The organism is Yaniella sp. (genome assembly GCF_030453185.1).
Lineage (GTDB): Bacteria > Actinomycetota > Actinomycetes > Actinomycetales > Micrococcaceae > Yaniella.
This window is the reverse complement of record NZ_JAKDKW010000008.1, coordinates 37,040-51,464: the sequence shown is the minus strand read 5'-3', so window position 1 is coordinate 51,464 and position 14,425 is coordinate 37,040. Positions and strand designations below refer to the sequence as shown.

14 protein-coding genes and 1 tRNA gene are annotated in these 14,425 nt (G+C 54.6%); 6 read left to right on the top strand and 9 right to left on the bottom strand.

The genetic code is table 11. The features are described 5' to 3' along the window. Positions 1-71: 71 nt before the first annotated feature. The 9 genes from L0H14_RS02580 to dnaA form a co-directional block, all read right to left on the bottom strand. Positions 72-191, bottom strand: a complete 120-nt coding sequence (locus tag L0H14_RS02580; RefSeq protein WP_301418029.1) for a DLW-39 family protein — start codon at positions 189-191, stop codon at positions 72-74. 22 nt (positions 192-213) lie between these two features. Further along, a tRNA-Ile gene (locus L0H14_RS02575) sits at positions 214-287 on the bottom strand. Between the two features lie 85 nt (positions 288-372). Continuing rightward, on the bottom strand, positions 373-837 hold the full coding sequence (locus tag L0H14_RS02570; protein WP_336621695.1) for a DUF3566 domain-containing protein: 465 nt from the start codon (positions 835-837) through the stop codon (positions 373-375). Further along, positions 834-3,425, bottom strand: a complete 2,592-nt coding sequence (gene gyrA, locus L0H14_RS02565; RefSeq protein WP_301421367.1) for a DNA gyrase subunit A — start codon at positions 3,423-3,425, stop codon at positions 834-836. Before gyrA ends, L0H14_RS02570 begins: the two co-directional genes overlap by 4 nt. 55 nt (positions 3,426-3,480) lie before the next feature. Further along, on the bottom strand, positions 3,481-5,571 hold the full coding sequence (gyrB, locus tag L0H14_RS02560; RefSeq protein ID WP_301418044.1) for a DNA topoisomerase (ATP-hydrolyzing) subunit B: 2,091 nt from the start codon (positions 5,569-5,571) through the stop codon (positions 3,481-3,483). A 264-nt stretch (positions 5,572-5,835) separates the two neighbouring features. After that, positions 5,836-6,339 (bottom strand): DUF721 domain-containing protein, encoded by a 504-nt coding sequence (locus L0H14_RS02555; protein ID WP_301418025.1) that lies wholly within the window; start codon positions 6,337-6,339, stop codon positions 5,836-5,838. After that, entirely contained in the window at positions 6,332-7,561 is a 1,230-nt protein-coding gene (gene recF, locus L0H14_RS02550) for a DNA replication/repair protein RecF (RefSeq protein WP_301418023.1), read from the bottom strand. Before recF ends, L0H14_RS02555 begins: the two co-directional genes overlap by 8 nt. Before the next feature lie 2 nt (positions 7,562-7,563). Then, entirely contained in the window at positions 7,564-8,694 is a 1,131-nt protein-coding gene (gene dnaN, locus L0H14_RS02545) for a DNA polymerase III subunit beta (RefSeq protein ID WP_301421366.1), read from the bottom strand. A 652-nt stretch (positions 8,695-9,346) separates the two neighbouring features. Further along, on the bottom strand, positions 9,347-10,867 hold the full coding sequence (dnaA, locus tag L0H14_RS02540) for a chromosomal replication initiator protein DnaA (protein WP_301418019.1): 1,521 nt from the start codon (positions 10,865-10,867) through the stop codon (positions 9,347-9,349). Positions 10,868-11,289: 422 nt separating this feature from the next. Between dnaA and rpmH the strand changes: the two genes are divergently transcribed. The 6 genes from rpmH to rsmG all read left to right on the top strand — a co-directional run bounded on the left by rpmH (position 11,290) and on the right by rsmG (position 14,417). Continuing rightward, entirely contained in the window at positions 11,290-11,427 is a 138-nt protein-coding gene (gene rpmH, locus L0H14_RS02535; RefSeq protein WP_084677252.1) for a 50S ribosomal protein L34, read from the top strand. Positions 11,428-11,469: 42 nt separating this feature from the next. Continuing rightward, the gene (gene rnpA, locus L0H14_RS02530) at positions 11,470-11,853 is read left to right on the top strand and encodes a ribonuclease P protein component (RefSeq protein ID WP_301418016.1); all 384 of its coding nucleotides are present in this window, start codon (positions 11,470-11,472) and stop codon (positions 11,851-11,853) included. Beyond that, entirely contained in the window at positions 11,837-12,247 is a 411-nt protein-coding gene (gene yidD, locus L0H14_RS02525) for a membrane protein insertion efficiency factor YidD (RefSeq protein WP_301418014.1), read from the top strand. The genes rnpA and yidD overlap by 17 nt, the downstream gene beginning before the upstream one ends. Positions 12,248-12,250: 3 nt before the next feature. Then, positions 12,251-13,213, top strand: coding sequence for a membrane protein insertase YidC (gene yidC, locus L0H14_RS02520; RefSeq protein ID WP_301418012.1), 963 nt, complete (start codon positions 12,251-12,253; stop codon positions 13,211-13,213). Continuing rightward, positions 13,210-13,734, top strand: a complete 525-nt coding sequence (locus tag L0H14_RS02515; RefSeq protein ID WP_301418010.1) for a R3H domain-containing nucleic acid-binding protein — start codon at positions 13,210-13,212, stop codon at positions 13,732-13,734. Before yidC ends, L0H14_RS02515 begins: the two co-directional genes overlap by 4 nt. Before the next feature lie 86 nt (positions 13,735-13,820). Then, positions 13,821-14,417 carry a 16S rRNA (guanine(527)-N(7))-methyltransferase RsmG gene (gene rsmG, locus L0H14_RS02510; protein ID WP_301418042.1) on the top strand — a complete coding sequence of 199 codons (597 nt, stop codon included), beginning with the start codon at positions 13,821-13,823 and terminating at the stop codon, positions 14,415-14,417. The last annotated feature ends 8 nt before the right edge of the window (positions 14,418-14,425 follow it).

The following is a 14,425-nucleotide window of genomic DNA, read 5'->3' as shown; positions in this document are numbered from 1 at the left end:
AAGGGGACTCGAACCCCTAACCCTCTGCTTGCAAAGCAGATGCGCTACCAATTGCGCCATGCCCCCGAAGGTTATTTGATTGTATCAGTTGCCGAATCCCAAATATCTTGGGCTTCTTGACGATCTGTAACAATCTTATAAGTTACACCTGCCGCAGCAATCATGGCAAGTCCTAAAAGAACTTTCTTCATGTCTACTCCTTTGCTGGTGTAGTGGGCGTACCAAGACTTGAACTTGGGACCTCATCGTTATCAGCGATGCGCTCTAACCGCCTGAGCTATACGCCCTCATTTCGGTTCTGCCTTGCGACCTGAACCGAAATATAACCTTACACTCGATTTTCTAAAAAGCAAAATCGGTGGGGTCTGTTTCTTAGTCGTCTGTCATTGTCAGTCCAACTCCACCAACCAGAGACGCACAAACGTTGTATAACAGCGCCGCGAGTGCTGCTGCGACGGTGATTAATACAACGTTGAGTACAGCGATGATGGTGGAGAACGAGGCGACCTGCCCCAGTGTCACAAGCTCCTGAATCTGAGTGCCACCGCCTTCAGTACCGAGGATGGTGCCGAGCAGGGCGTTGATGTCATCGAAGATGCCTGTGAGGTCCATGGTGGTCCACAGGAAGATGCCGGCGACGACGGTGACGATACCCAAGCCTACTGACAGCAGGAAGGAGACTTTGAAGACCGACCAGGCATCAATCTTGGCTACGACGAGCTTGGCCCGGCGTGCCTTGGCCTTTGGCGCAGGACGAACGAGGCCCTTGGGACCGTTAGATTTTCCCGTGGGACGGCTGCCACCCTTGGTGGGTTTGGCTGCTTGAGTCTTACTCACTGTTCTCCTTCGTCGTTGAGGTCAGTATCCGAGGATACCTGATCTTGGACGGTGGATTCATCTGTTGTGTCGGTTTCCTCGATTTCGTCGCCTTCTTCGGCGTCGTCCTCGAGTTCTTCGATTTCGTAGTTGAGCGTAGCACCTACGATGCGATCTTTCTTGCCGGGTGAGGCAAAAATGACGCCCATGGTGTCACGGCCACGGATGGGGACTTGCTCTACAGCAGAGCGTACGACGTTGCCTGATTCCATGACAACTAGGACTTCAGAATCTGCCACAACAATTTCGGCGCCGACCAGTTCGCCACGTGCCTCTGGCAGGTTGGCTACCTTGATGCCGAAGCCACCGCGGTTCTGGGTGCGGTATTCGTCGACCGTGGTGCGTTTGGCAAAGCCGCCGTCGGTAATGGTGAACACGTAGGCGTCGTCTTCGATAACCGACATGGTGAGTAGCTCATCTTCGGTACGGAACTTCATTCCCTTGACGCCGGCGGTTGCACGACCCATCGGACGCAGGGCTTCATCGGTGGCGGTGAAGCGCAGCGATTGGCCCTTGCGGGAGATCAGGATGAGATCCTCGGTGTTATCAATCAGCTTGGCTGCCACGACTTCGTCGCCCTCGTTGAGGTTCACGGCGATCAGTCCCGCTTGGCGTGGGCTGTCGTAGTCGGCCAGACGGGTCTTTTTGACCATGCCCGATTTGGTGGCCAGTACCAGGTAGGGGGCATCCTCGTAGGTGTCCAGCGTGAGTACCTGGGCGATGTGTTCATCGGGTTGGAAGGCCAGCACGTTGGCGACGTGTTGGCCCCTAGCGTCACGGCCGGCTTCTTGGAGGTCGTAGCCTTTGACCCGGTAGACGCGGCCGAAGTTGGTGAAGAACAACAACCAGTTGTGGGTTGAGGTGGTGAAGAAGTGTTCAACGACATCTTCATCCTTCAGGGCCGCGCCACGGACACCTTTACCGCCGCGGTTTTGGGCGCGGTAATTGTCGACCTTGGTGCGCTTAACGTACCCGGAGCGGGTAATGGTGACGACGACTTCTTCTTCTGGGATGAGATCTTCGATGGACATGTCGCCGTCGTAACCGTAGAGGATTTCGGTGCGGCGTTCGTCCCCGTGTTTTTCGATAATGCCGGCGAGTTCTTCGGAGATGACTTCGCGCTGGCGGGTTGGCGATTCCAGGATCGCAATGTATTCGGCGATTTTGGCCTGGAGTTCATCGTATTCGTCCTGGATGTTCTGGCGTTCCAGGGCGGCCAGCTGGCGCAGCTGCATAAGCAGGATCGCGCGTGCTTGGTCGTCATCGATGCTGAGCAAGGTCTTGAGTTCTTCGCGGGCCACATCGGCGGATGCGGAGGCACGAATGGTCGAGATGACTTCGTCGAGCATGTCCAGGGCTTTGAGTAGGCCCTGGAGGATGTGCGCACGTTCTTCGGCCTTGCGTTTGCGGTAGGCGGTACGGCGCACAATGACTTCGACCTGGTGTTTGACCCAGTAGTGAATGAAACCATCCAGGGACAGCGTGCGTGGCACACCGTCGACCAGGGCCAGCATGTTGGCCGAGAAGTTTTCTTGTAGTGCGGTGTGCTTATACAGGTTGTTCAGCACAACCTTGGGCACGGCGTCGCGCTTGAGCACGATAATCAGGCGCTGGCCGGTGCGGCCGGAGGTTTCGTCACGCACATCGGCGATGCCGGAGAGTTTGCCCTCGTTGATCAGTTCGGCGATGCGACGCGCCAGGTTGTCCGGGTTGGTCATGTACGGCAGTTCCGTGACGACCAGTGCGGTGCGGTTTTGCACTTCTTCGACGTTGACGACGGCGCGCATAGTAATCGAGCCGCGGCCGGTCCGGTAGGCCTGTTCGATACCCGCGTGGCCGAGGATCTGTGCACCGGATGGGAAGTCTGGCCCTTTGATTCGCTGGATGGCGGCTTCGAGCAGTTCTTCACGCGTGGCTTCTGGGTTATCCAGGTACCACTGCACGCCTTCGGCGACTTCGCGCAAGTTATGCGGTGGAATCTGTGTGGCCATACCTACGGCAATACCGGTTGACCCGTTGACTAACAGGTTGGGGTAGCGGGCTGGTAGGACGGTGGGCTCTTGCTGTTTGCCGTCGTAGTTGTCCTGGAAATCGACGGTGTCTTCGTCGATGTCGCGGACCATTTGCATGGCGAGCGGGGCCATTTTGGTTTCGGTATAACGCTGGGCTGCTGCGCCATCGTTACCGGGAGAGCCAAAGTTTCCTTGGCCTAGGGCCAGCGGGTAGCGCATGACCCAGCTTTGGACGAGACGCACCAAGGTGTCGTAAATGGCGGAGTCACCGTGCGGGTGGTAGTTACCCATCACTTCACCGACGACGCGGGCGGATTTGTTGAAGGAGCGTTCTGGGCGGTAGCCGCCGTCGAACATGGCGTAGATGACGCGGCGGTGGACGGGTTTCAGACCGTCCCGGACGTCGGGCAGTGCGCGTCCCACGATGACGGCCATGGCGTAGTCGAGGTAAGACCGTTTCATTTCGGTCTGGAGGTCGATTTGGTCTACGCCGGTTCGCGTTACTTCGTTTTCGGTGGGGGTTTGCTCGTCACTCACGGGTTTGTCATCTCCGAGTTCGTCGAAAAGTTACTGAAAGGCTATGTGGTGGGACTTAGATGTCGAGGAAGCGCACGTCTTTGGCGTTTTCCTGGATGAAGTTCCGGCGGGACTCGACGTCTTCGCCCATCAGCATGGAAAAGACCTGGTCGGCTGCTGCGGCGTCGTCCATGGTGACTTGTAGCAGGGTGCGCTGCTCTGGATCCATGGTGGTTTCCCACAGTTCCTGGTAGTCCATTTCGCCCAGGCCCTTATAGCGCTGGATAGCATTGTCTTTTGGCAGGCGCCAGCCTTTTTCTTCACCGCGGGCTAGCGCTTCGTCGCGCTGGTCGTCAGTGAAGACGTGCTCGTCTGCCTGATTGGACCATTTGATTTTGTACAGCGGTGGCTGGGCCAGGTACACGTAGCCGTGTTCGATGAGCGGGCGCATGTAGCGGAACAGCAGGGTCAGCAGCAGCGTGGTGATGTGCTGGCCGTCCACATCGGCGTCGGCCATGAGCACGATCTTGTGGTAGCGAGACTTGGTGATGTCGAATTCTTCACCGATTCCGCTACCGAATGCGGTGATCATGGCCTGGACTTCAGCATTGCCCAGCGCGCGGTCAATGCGGGCGCGCTCGACGTTCAGGATTTTGCCTCGTAGCGGCAGGATCGCCTGGGTGCGTGGGTCGCGGCCCTGTTTGGCGGAACCACCGGCCGAGTCACCCTCCACGATGTAAATTTCGGATTCTTCTGGGTCTTTCGACGAGCAGTCCGACAGTTTACCGGGCATCCCAAAGGATTCCAGCGGCGACTTACGGCGGGCTTGTTCGCGAGCTTTGCGCGCGGCCATGCGAGCTTGTGCTGCCAGCTGGGATTTGCGAATAATATCTCGCGCCGGGGCCGGGTGACTCTCCAACCAGTCACCGAGTTGCTCAGTCATGGCCGAGTAGACGTAGCCGCGGGCCTCGGAGTTGCCGAGTTTGGTTTTGGTCTGACCTTCAAACTGTGGTTCGGCCAGTTTCACAGAGATGACGGCGGTGAGGCCCTCACGGATGTCATCACCGGTGAGGTTTTCGTCTTTCTCACGCAGGATCTGCTTTTCGCGGGCGTACCGGTTGATCAGCGAGGTCAGCGAACCACGGAAGCCTTCTTCGTGGGTACCACCCTCGTGCGTGTTAATGGTGTTCGCGTAGGTGTGCACCGATTCGGAGTACGCGGTGGTCCACTGCATGGCCACTTCGATGGACATGCCCAGGTCGGTGTTTTCTTTATCAAATGCGATGACATCTTCGTGGATGAGTTCGGCGCGCTTGGACGTGTTCAGGTGGGTCACGTAGTCCAGCAGGCCGTTTTCGTACATGTAGTCCACACGACGAACGGTACTCTCGGCCGGGGCTGCTTCGCCGTCGTCACCTTCGGACTGCAGTTCAGCTTCGGCATCGGCCAGGGTTTCGTTCTCGGTTTCACCGGCGATTTCATCGGTGGTGACGGTCTCTATGACATCTTCGCGCTCATCGGTGAGCGTGATGCGCAGGCCTTTATTCAAAAACGCCATCTGCTGGAAACGAGCGCGGAGAGTTTCGAAATCAAAGACAGTAGTATCAAAGATTTCAGGGTCCGGGTAGAACGTCAGCGTAGTGCCGTTTTTATTGGTGGGTTCACCCTGTTGCAGTGCATCGTCGAGCATGCCACCGTTTTTGAACGAGATATCCCAGAGGTAGCCGTCACGGCAGATGCCCACGTGCACGCGTTCAGACAGTGCGTTGACCACGGAAATACCGACACCGTGGAGGCCACCGGAGACCGCGTAACCGCCGCCGCCGAACTTACCTCCGGCGTGCAGTACGGTCATAACCACTTCAACGGTGGGTTTATTTTCGGTGGGGTGCATGGCCACGGGAATACCGCGACCGTTGTCTTCAACGCGCACGCCGCCATCTTTTTGGAGGGTCACGTGGATGGTGTCAGCGTGGCCGGCTAGGGCCTCATCCACCGAGTTATCCACCACCTCATAGACGAGGTGATGCAGGCCGCGTTCCGAAGTGGAGCCGATATACATGCCCGGACGTTTCCGAACTGCTTCGAGACCCTCCAAGACGGTGATGTCGCCTGCTTCATAGGAGTGTTCTACGCGTTGCATTTCGGATTGTGCTTGTGCAGCCATTGCTACACCATTGTCAGTTAGGTTCTCAGACACGGGCCGTTTTGCTCCTTAACAGCACTGCAGATCAAAAACAGAAAGTCTATAACACGCCTATTCTACGACATGGAACACCATTTCACCCAAAATGTGAGCGTGCCGTGAGCTAAAATCTCTTCCAGAACGCCCAAAATGGCCTCTGTGACTGCATCACCGGGTCGATAATGAGGCGGGATCCACCTTCGGATCCACAAATCGATTTACAGGCGGTTGTAACGCTTCCACCATTCATCGCCACCCACGACGGTTCCGACGGCCATAATTTCCGCCGGCCGGACCTTTAATTTCTAACTTCGTGATGACGCCGGTGCCCAGCACTTCGTTGAATTTGTGCATCAATTGCGGGGTGAGTAGCCGGAGCTGGGTGGCCCATGCTGTCGACGACGCCCGCAGGATCAACGTGGCGTTTTCAAAGGACTCGACTTTGGCGTTCTCAGCGATCTGTGGACCAACGATCGATGACCAATCCGCCAGCACCGAGCCCACGGCCACCGGCTCTTTCCAACCGCGCTGGGCGATAAACTTCGAGAAAATGTCACCCAGTGGTTGCGGTCCGGCCGAACGCACCGGTTTATCGACCTTGGGGGTGCGTGGTCGTTTTTTCTTGCGCTCGAACTGCCCGGCCATGCCCGGCTGATACCCGGCCTCTGCCGCTGCCAGGCGCACGCGTTGCAGTGCGGCAGCGGCAGCATCAATGGTGTCTTCTTCTACGGCGTCGTCGTCTTTACTCATCGGAAGACCCCTCGGCGTCTTCAAAGTAATTGGCCTCGGTCAGGTTCAGCGAGTCTAGCGACTCCAGGTGCTCGCCCGAGGTAGAGATCCCCTCACGCATCTGAATGGGAATATGCGTTCCGGTCAGTTCCGACGGAATGTCAGCACTCACCGCAGCGGTAATGATCAGCTGTTCTGCATCGCGAGTCATTTCGGCTAAGCGAGCTCGGCGGGCCGCATCGAGTTCGGCGAAGACATCATCGAGGATCAGCACCGGCCGGGCATCGGGATTTGGATCGTCTTTGGCCAACACACGGTATGACGCCAACCGTAGGGCAAGCGCCAACGACCAGGTTTCCCCGTGCGAGGCAAACCCTTTCGCCGGTGCCGGTCCCAACGTGACCACCAGATCATCGCGATGCGGGCCAATCAGCGTGATGCCCCGATCCCGCTCGGATCGATACGCTTCTTCAAGTGCTTCAACGATGGCGGTATACAGTGCAGCCTCGTCGGGGACTTCGGCGTGCTGACCGCTGGCCATCGGGACCGTGGATTGATAAGCGAAACCGGCGGGCTTATTGCCATTGGAGAGCTCGGCATACGCTTCGGATGTTGGTGCAGCCAGTAGACGCAGCGCATGGAGTCGGCCGTTAATAAGCCGTGCTGCCGCCCGGGCAAGGTGTTCATTCCACACCGCCAGCGTGGATTCGTGTTCGTCGGTCCACGAGCCTGGTTTCCGGCCAGATTTCAACAGCGCATTGCGTTGCCGCAAAACCCGGTCGTAGTCGCGGCGAGCATCACCCAGGGCCGGGCGCATTTGCACGATGAGGTCATCCATAAACCGACGGCGGATATCTGGTTGACCACTAATGAGCTCAATGTCTTCGGGGGCAAAGAGCACGGCTTTGAAAATACCGTAGGCCTGCCGTGCTGCTTGCGGCGCCCCACGGTTGATGGCCACCCGATTCGATTTGCCGGGATTGATTTCGTATTCGATCGAGACGGCTTGTTCGCCGCGGTGGACCCGTCCCCGAGCTAATGCTTGGGTCTCGCCAATACGCACCAGCGGGTGATCATTGGAAACGCGGTGGGAGTGTTGAACGGCCAAATAATTGATGGCTTCGGCAACATTGGTTTTACCAACACCGTTTGCACCAATCAGGATGTTCGGGCCGGGTTTGAGTTCAATCTCGGCCTGTTCATACGAACGATAGTTCGTGAGCGAAAGGTGTGAAAGGTACACGGCTAGTTCGGAATGCGGATCGGCATGACCAAATACCGGTAGTCCTCATTCTGCGGGCCTTCAAGTTCTTTTTTGCCCGTCAGCAGGGCCGGTTTTGGTGCACTGGTAAACGCGAAACGGGTGTAGGCGCCACCCATTACGTTGAGGCCTTCGGAAAGATACGACGGGTTGAAGGCGACGGTAATGTCTTCGCCCTCCATCTGCACTGGAACGGATTCGGTGGCCGATGCATCGTCACCTTGACCAGCAGAAAGGGAGACTTCACCGTTGCTGAACACCATCAACAGCGAGGTGTTGCGCTCTGCTACCAAAGCAACGCGCTTGACTGCTTCAATCAGCTGACCGGTATCGACAGTGGCGTAAATATTGGATTCTTCTGGGAACAATGAACGAATCTTTGGGTATTCACCATCAACCAACAGGCTGGTGGTCCGACGACCGCCTGAGGAAAAGCCAACGAGCTCGGCATCATCTGCTTCAGTTGCAAAACGGAATTCGATTTCTCCGCCGCCACCTAGTGAACGGGCGACTTCGGTCAGGGTACGAGACTTGACCAACACGGAAGTGGAAATCTGTGGATCATGCGGTGTCCAGGTGATTTCTTTCATCGACAGTCGGTACCGGTCGGTAGCCAAGAAGGTGATTTTGTCACCTTCGATTTCAATTTTGACGGCGGTCAAGATCGGCAGTGTGTCATCTTTGGATGCTGCAGCAGTAACCTGAGCGATGGCTTCGGCAAATACCGAGCCGTCAATGGTGCCGGCAACTTCAGGCATGGCCGGCAGTGCTGGATATTCGCCGACCGGCATGGTCGCCAACGTGAAGGTGGAATTCTGGCAGGTGACGACGACTCGAGATTCTGTCAGCTCGATGGTGACCGGAGCGTTCGGAAGCGACTTGACGATGTCACTGAGCATGCGGCCTTCAACCAAAATCTGGCCTTCAGTTTCAATATGTGCCTCAATGTCGAGCTGAGCTGACGTTTCATAATCGAAGCTGGCGATTGAGACCAAGTTGTCTTCGGCAGTGATGAGCAAACCACGTAAAACCGGAGCGGGTGGTCGAGGTGACAGAGAACGTGCGGTCCAAGTGACAGCGTCAGTAAGAACATCCCGTCCGATTGTGAACTTCACGAAGAGTCTGCCTTCCCTCAGAAATTGGCAATACGCAATTGCCCAATGACAAAAATTGGACACCCGAAATTATTAGGGGTGCTTAGACAGCTTAGCGTGATTTGAACTTCCCCGTCGACAAGCAGCTTGAAAAAGCGGTGTAGCTCGATTTGGTTTTTTAAAATCCGCAGCAGTCAGAGGTCTGCCTCATTGTTATTTAGAGGTATTTAAAGGAATGGGGGTATTAGTAGGGGCTGTGGATACTGTGGAAAAGCCTGTGCATCGGCACCCCCATAAGCATTTGCCTGTGGATCATTAAGTGCAGAGTGCTCGCTTTGCCTGTGGGTAAGTTGTGGGGACTCCAACTGCTTACATCGTTGTAATTCCACCGTTTAATAGAGTTATCCGCAGCCGCAGCTGAGTTATCCCTTAACTATCCACAGGTTTATGCACAGGCATCTTCACAAGCTTCAACCCTATTGTGGAAAACCCTGTGGATCATTGTGGATTACGGTGGACGCAGGTTTTAAGAATTCGAGGGGCGCTCGACACCCAGGCCGAAATAGGGTTAATAGGGGTGTGTGGAGAGCGGTTCAACCTTAACCTGAAGGTACCTCCCCGAAACACGCAGATAAATGACATTTTTGCGGAGTCTGGGATCACACAAAAATTCTTAGACGTTGCGTGCCCGTTGCTTAATTTTGTTCGTGAGCTCCGTGACTTGGTTGTAAATCGCATGCCGTTGGCTCATCAAATCTCGGATTTTACGATCAGCATGCATCACGGTGGTGTGGTCACGTCCGCCAAATTCGGCGCCGATTCGTGGCAAAGACATCTCGGTGAGTTCACGCAACAGGTACATAGCAATCTGTCGGGCCGTGACAAGCGTCCGGGTACGAGACTTCGACTGCAGATCAGCAAGGGTGAAACCAAAGTAGTTCGCGGTTTCGTCCATGATCAGATCCGAGGTGATCTCTTGCGCATCGTCGTCAGTAATCAGATCCTTGAGAATGTACTGAGCCTGGTCAAGATTGATCGGCTCATTATTCAACGACGCATATGCTGTGACGCGAGTCAGCGCACCTTCAAGTTCACGAATATTGGTATCGATCCGTGACGCAATGTATTCCAGGGCGTCTTTAGGCACCGTAATGCGTTCTGCATCAGCCTTCTTGGCCAGAATAGCGATGCGTGTTTCAAGATCTGGTGGCTGAATATCCGTGGTGAGCCCCCATTCGAAACGGGAGCGCAGACGTTCCTCGAAGCCAGAAAGCTGTTTTGGCGGAAGGTCCGAGGTGATAACAACTTGCTTATGGTTGTTATATAGTGCATTGAAGGTGTGGAAGAACTCTTCAACGGTCGCTTCTTTATTCGCCATGAACTGGATGTCGTCAATGAGCAAGATATCCACGTTGCGGTAGATCTGCTTGAAAGAGGCACCCTCATCATGACGGATTGAGTTAATGAAGTCATTGGTGAATTCTTCTGAATTGACATACCGAACGCGTAGACCTGGAAAGAGTTCTTGCGCATAGTGACCAATGGCATGTAACAGGTGGGTTTTGCCCAGTCCTGATTCCCCGTAGATAAAGAGCGGGTTGTATGACTTCGCAGGTTGTTCAGAAACAGCATAAGCGGCAGCATGAGCAAAACGGTTTGATGAACCAGTGATGAAATTATCGAAGTGATAATGCTCATTGAGTCGCGAGCGTTCACCTGAATGTGGTGAAACCGTTAGCTGGGGGCCACCATAGGGCGCGGCAGCCGGGTTGGTTTGGGAGCTAAAGAGATCATCCATGAGCGGTTCATCAGTTCCTGATTCTTCCGCTGGTGCCTGGGATGCCTCTGAAATATCCACAACATTATCCACAAAGCGTGTTTCCGGTGTGGATCGTTTGGGTGAGGTCGGAATTTCCGGGGTCGTGGCATGGAGGTTGGTATCGATCGAATAAGCACAATTGATATCAGTGCCAAAAACTTCGGTCAGCGCATCAGCTAAATACTCGTGTAAACGGTTTTCCAAGATGTCGCGGGTCAACTCATTTGGGACTGCCAACAACAGAGTATTAGCAATGAGCCCCTGCGGGTGCGCGAGGTCCAAAAAGCCCATCTGACTAAGGCCTACGTCACCAGAGGCGCGCACTTTCTCAACAACTCGTTCCCACGAATTGATGATCGATTCGCTAACACTCATCCGCTCAAAACCCCACTTCACGATTCCCGTACTGCTGATGCGTTCTACGCAGCAGGTCGGCAATATCTTTACGCACGCATTATCCACAAGCCCCGGTCCAGTTACGTTGAGTTTTCAACGTTCTACAGTCCGGCCTCCCCAACCTTAGCCTTAATCTCCACAGGGCTGAGAGGGTTATGCACAGCTTATACACAGACCGGTGTTTAGAATAACTGAAAACTTCACCTCAATTTGACCAAAGCGACTGCTGTTCATAGACTTGTTGAGTCTTGCCCGGGATGAGGCGTGCCATTTTTTCGCACACACCGGGAAAGCATGAACAGATAATGAACTAATATCGCCGAAGTTTTTTGGGCTAACGCAGTTTGAGACGCACTTCCCAAAGTATGCTTCTGCGTCTGACTGAGTGTGGAGAAATAACAGTGACTAAGCGGACCTTTCAGCCGAATAACCGCCGCCGTGCCCGTAAGCATGGTTTCCGATCCCGTATGCGTACTCGCGCCGGCCGTGCAGTGTTGTCAGCACGTCGTGGCAAGGGCCGCGCACGTGTGAGCGCCTAACTTTAAAGTGTCGGTGCCGGTGGCCACAGGAACACTGATTTAGTGCTACCGAAACACCAACGGATACGCACTACAGCACAATTTTCTGATACACAACGTTCCGGTTCCCGTTTCGGTAATCGGAACGTTGTTGTATCTGCAAATATCCGACCAGTAATCGGGGACGACCCACGAGCAGGATTTATTGTTTCTAAAGCTGTGGGGAATGCCGTCACCCGGAACGTTGTAAAACGTCGACTGCGTGCTATCGTCACCGAACTCTTTGACCGTGATTTTGGCATCGAAGTAGCTGATGGCTCAATTGACTTAGTAGTCCGAGCACTACCGGCCTCTGCCAGTGCCAGCTTTGATGAGCTCAGAGAAGCGGCAACTCATGCAGTTCGAGGGGCACTCAGAAAGTATATGCGGCGTGCAGAACAGCAATGAGCACCAGGATATCTCTGCCGATGCCCAGCCTTCGCCATTTATTGTGAAGGAAGGCGCAACCCAGTGGGGCTTTATTCGTGTTCTACCATCAACCTTGATTGGTTGGCTGTTGCGAGCGTATCGCAGAATCATCTCTCCAACCTATGGAGACGTGTGTAAATTCTTTCCGACGTGTTCAGCCTATGGCCTAGAAGCGGTTTATACGCACGGGGCCATTAAGGGTAGCCTTATGGCAGGATGGCGTATTTTGCGTTGTCATCCATGGCAACACGGTGGCATTAATCCGGTCCCTCCAGGGAATAGGATTTGGCCGGATGGCAAACAACCCTTCATTATTGAACTGAACCACCCGGTAATACCGCCGGATACCGAGGCCACCGAAGAGGATAAATAAACTATGGGATTTTTTGACACAATTCTTCTCCCCTTCACATGGGCGGTCTCATGGGTGCTGAGTATGTTTCACACCGTGCTGGGCTTCCTGGGAATGGACTCGGCATCGGGTTGGACCTGGACCCTGGCACTTGTGCTGCTCGTGATTCTGATTCGTACATTGCTGATCCCGGTATTCGTCAAGCAGATTAAATCCCAGCGCGCCATGCAGGAATTGCAGCCTGAGATCAAAAAACTGCAAGCAAAATATAAGAACAAAAAAGATCAGCTCTCCCGCCAAGCTATGGCGATGGAGCAACAACAGTTATTTAAGGACCGTGGCACCAGTCCGTTTGCTGCATGTCTGCCCATGCTGGTGCAGATGCCCTTCTTCTTTGCGCTGTACCGCGTATTAGTCAGCGCATCACAAGCCGCCGACAATAATGAAACGATCGGTGCCCTCTCAGCAGAAGAAGTGCACTCATTTGCGAATTCATCTTTCGCTGGCGCACAAATGTCGGACGTGTTGAAAGACAACATTGGCGAAAACTTCGACCTGAATGTTGTTATCGTCGCCGTCATTCTGATTATTCTGATGGTCACTGCCATGTTCTACATGCAGAAGACCCTGATGGGTAAGAACATGTCCGAGGCCGCTCAGACCGGACAGTTCGCGCAGACCCAGAAGATCATGCTCTACGCGCTGCCAGCGGTCTTTGCTATCGGTGGTTTCAACTTCCCAGTCGGTGTGCTCATCTACTGGACCGCAACCAACTTCTGGGCCGTTGGACAGCAGCTTTTCATTATCCGCCGGAACCCAACGCCAGGCTCCATTGCCGAGCGCGAACTCAACGAACGTCGCGCTGTCAAAGGCTTGCCCCCAGTCGGCAAAGCAGCTCAAGAAGCCGAAGAGAAGGCTCAAACTGAAGCACAGAAGCCTAAAGGTCAGCGCCACCAACCTGTGAAAAAAACTAGGAAGAAACGATGAACGCAGAACAAGCTAACGCGTCAGAAGACGTCACCGAAGAGTCCCTCGAATCCTCTAATATCGAAGCCGAAGGCGACCACGCTGCCGACTACATTGAGGAACTCCTCGACATCGCCGATCTCGATGGTGATATTGATATTGAAGTCCGAAACAACAGGACTTACCTCTCTGTTCTTGCGGCCGAAGATGACGAAGACATCGCTGGTCTCGTCGGTCAGGACGGCAAGACTTTAGATGCTCTGCAGGAGCTCACTCGTCTGGCTGTGCTGTCCTCAACCGGAGAACGCTCACGATTGATCTTGGACGTAGCTGGTCACCGCGTAGAGCGTGCTGATGCTCTGCGTGATGAAGCACGTGAAGCTATTGCCAAGGTCCAGGCCTCCGGCGACGTTGAGCACATGAAGCCGATGAGCCCATACGAACGTAAAATCGTCCACGACGTTGTCGCTGAAGCCGGTCTGCACTCCGAATCGGAAGGTGAAGGCCCACGCCGTCACGTAGTCATTAGCTCCGGAGAATAGCCTTGACTGACAATCCTATCCCTGAGGCAGACCCATCAGACGCCGAACTTGCTCGTCAAGAATCCTGGGTCGTTGACGCCGTTGAGGTGCTGTACGGAGACCGTACAGACGTCGCCGAACGGTTCGTACATCACCTTGTAACCACGGGCATCGAATGGGGCCTGCTTGGGCCACGCGAAATTCCGAAGATGTGGGATCGCCACGTTCTCAACTGTGCGGTGGTCCAAGAGCTGTTGCCAAAGGGTGCCCTTGTCGCCGACGTTGGATCAGGTGCGGGCTTACCAGGTATCGCTTTGGCCATCGCACGGCCCGACGTCCAGTTCGTTCTGATTGAGCCACTGGAACGACGCGTTGATTGGTTAGAAATGGTGATCGCAGATCTCGAGCTTGAAAACGTGGATGTTGTACGCGCCCGTTCCGAGCAGGTCTTTGAGACAGTAGACGTGGACATAGTGACCGCGCGTGCTGTGTCCGCGATGAAATCCCTGGTGCCGATGACTGTCCCGTTGTTGCACGGTACAGGTGAATTGCTGGCTATTAAAGGCAAAAGCGCTGCCAATGAAATTGAAAAGGCAGATAAAGTTTTACGTAAATTCAAAACGAAGAACTCGGAAGTTCTAACGGTCGGTGACGAACTCTTGGCAGTTGCCACTACTGTTGTAAGACTTACGTATGGTTCCTAAATTGTAGG

Coding starts and splice junctions, on each gene's coding strand:
- L0H14_RS02580 (WP_301418029.1), bottom strand. CDS start 191: ATGAAGAAAGTTCTTTTAGGACTTGCCATGATTGCTGCGGCAGGTGTA.
- gyrB (WP_301418044.1), bottom strand. CDS start 5,571: ATGGCTGCACAAGCACAATCCGAAATGCAACGCGTAGAACACTCCTAT.
- L0H14_RS02555 (WP_301418025.1), bottom strand. CDS start 6,339: ATGAGTAAAGACGACGACGCCGTAGAAGAAGACACCATTGATGCTGCC.
- dnaA (WP_301418019.1), bottom strand. CDS start 10,867: ATGAGTGTTAGCGAATCGATCATCAATTCGTGGGAACGAGTTGTTGAG.
- yidC (WP_301418012.1), top strand. CDS start 12,251: ATGGGATTTTTTGACACAATTCTTCTCCCCTTCACATGGGCGGTCTCA.
- L0H14_RS02515 (WP_301418010.1), top strand. CDS start 13,210: ATGAACGCAGAACAAGCTAACGCGTCAGAAGACGTCACCGAAGAGTCC.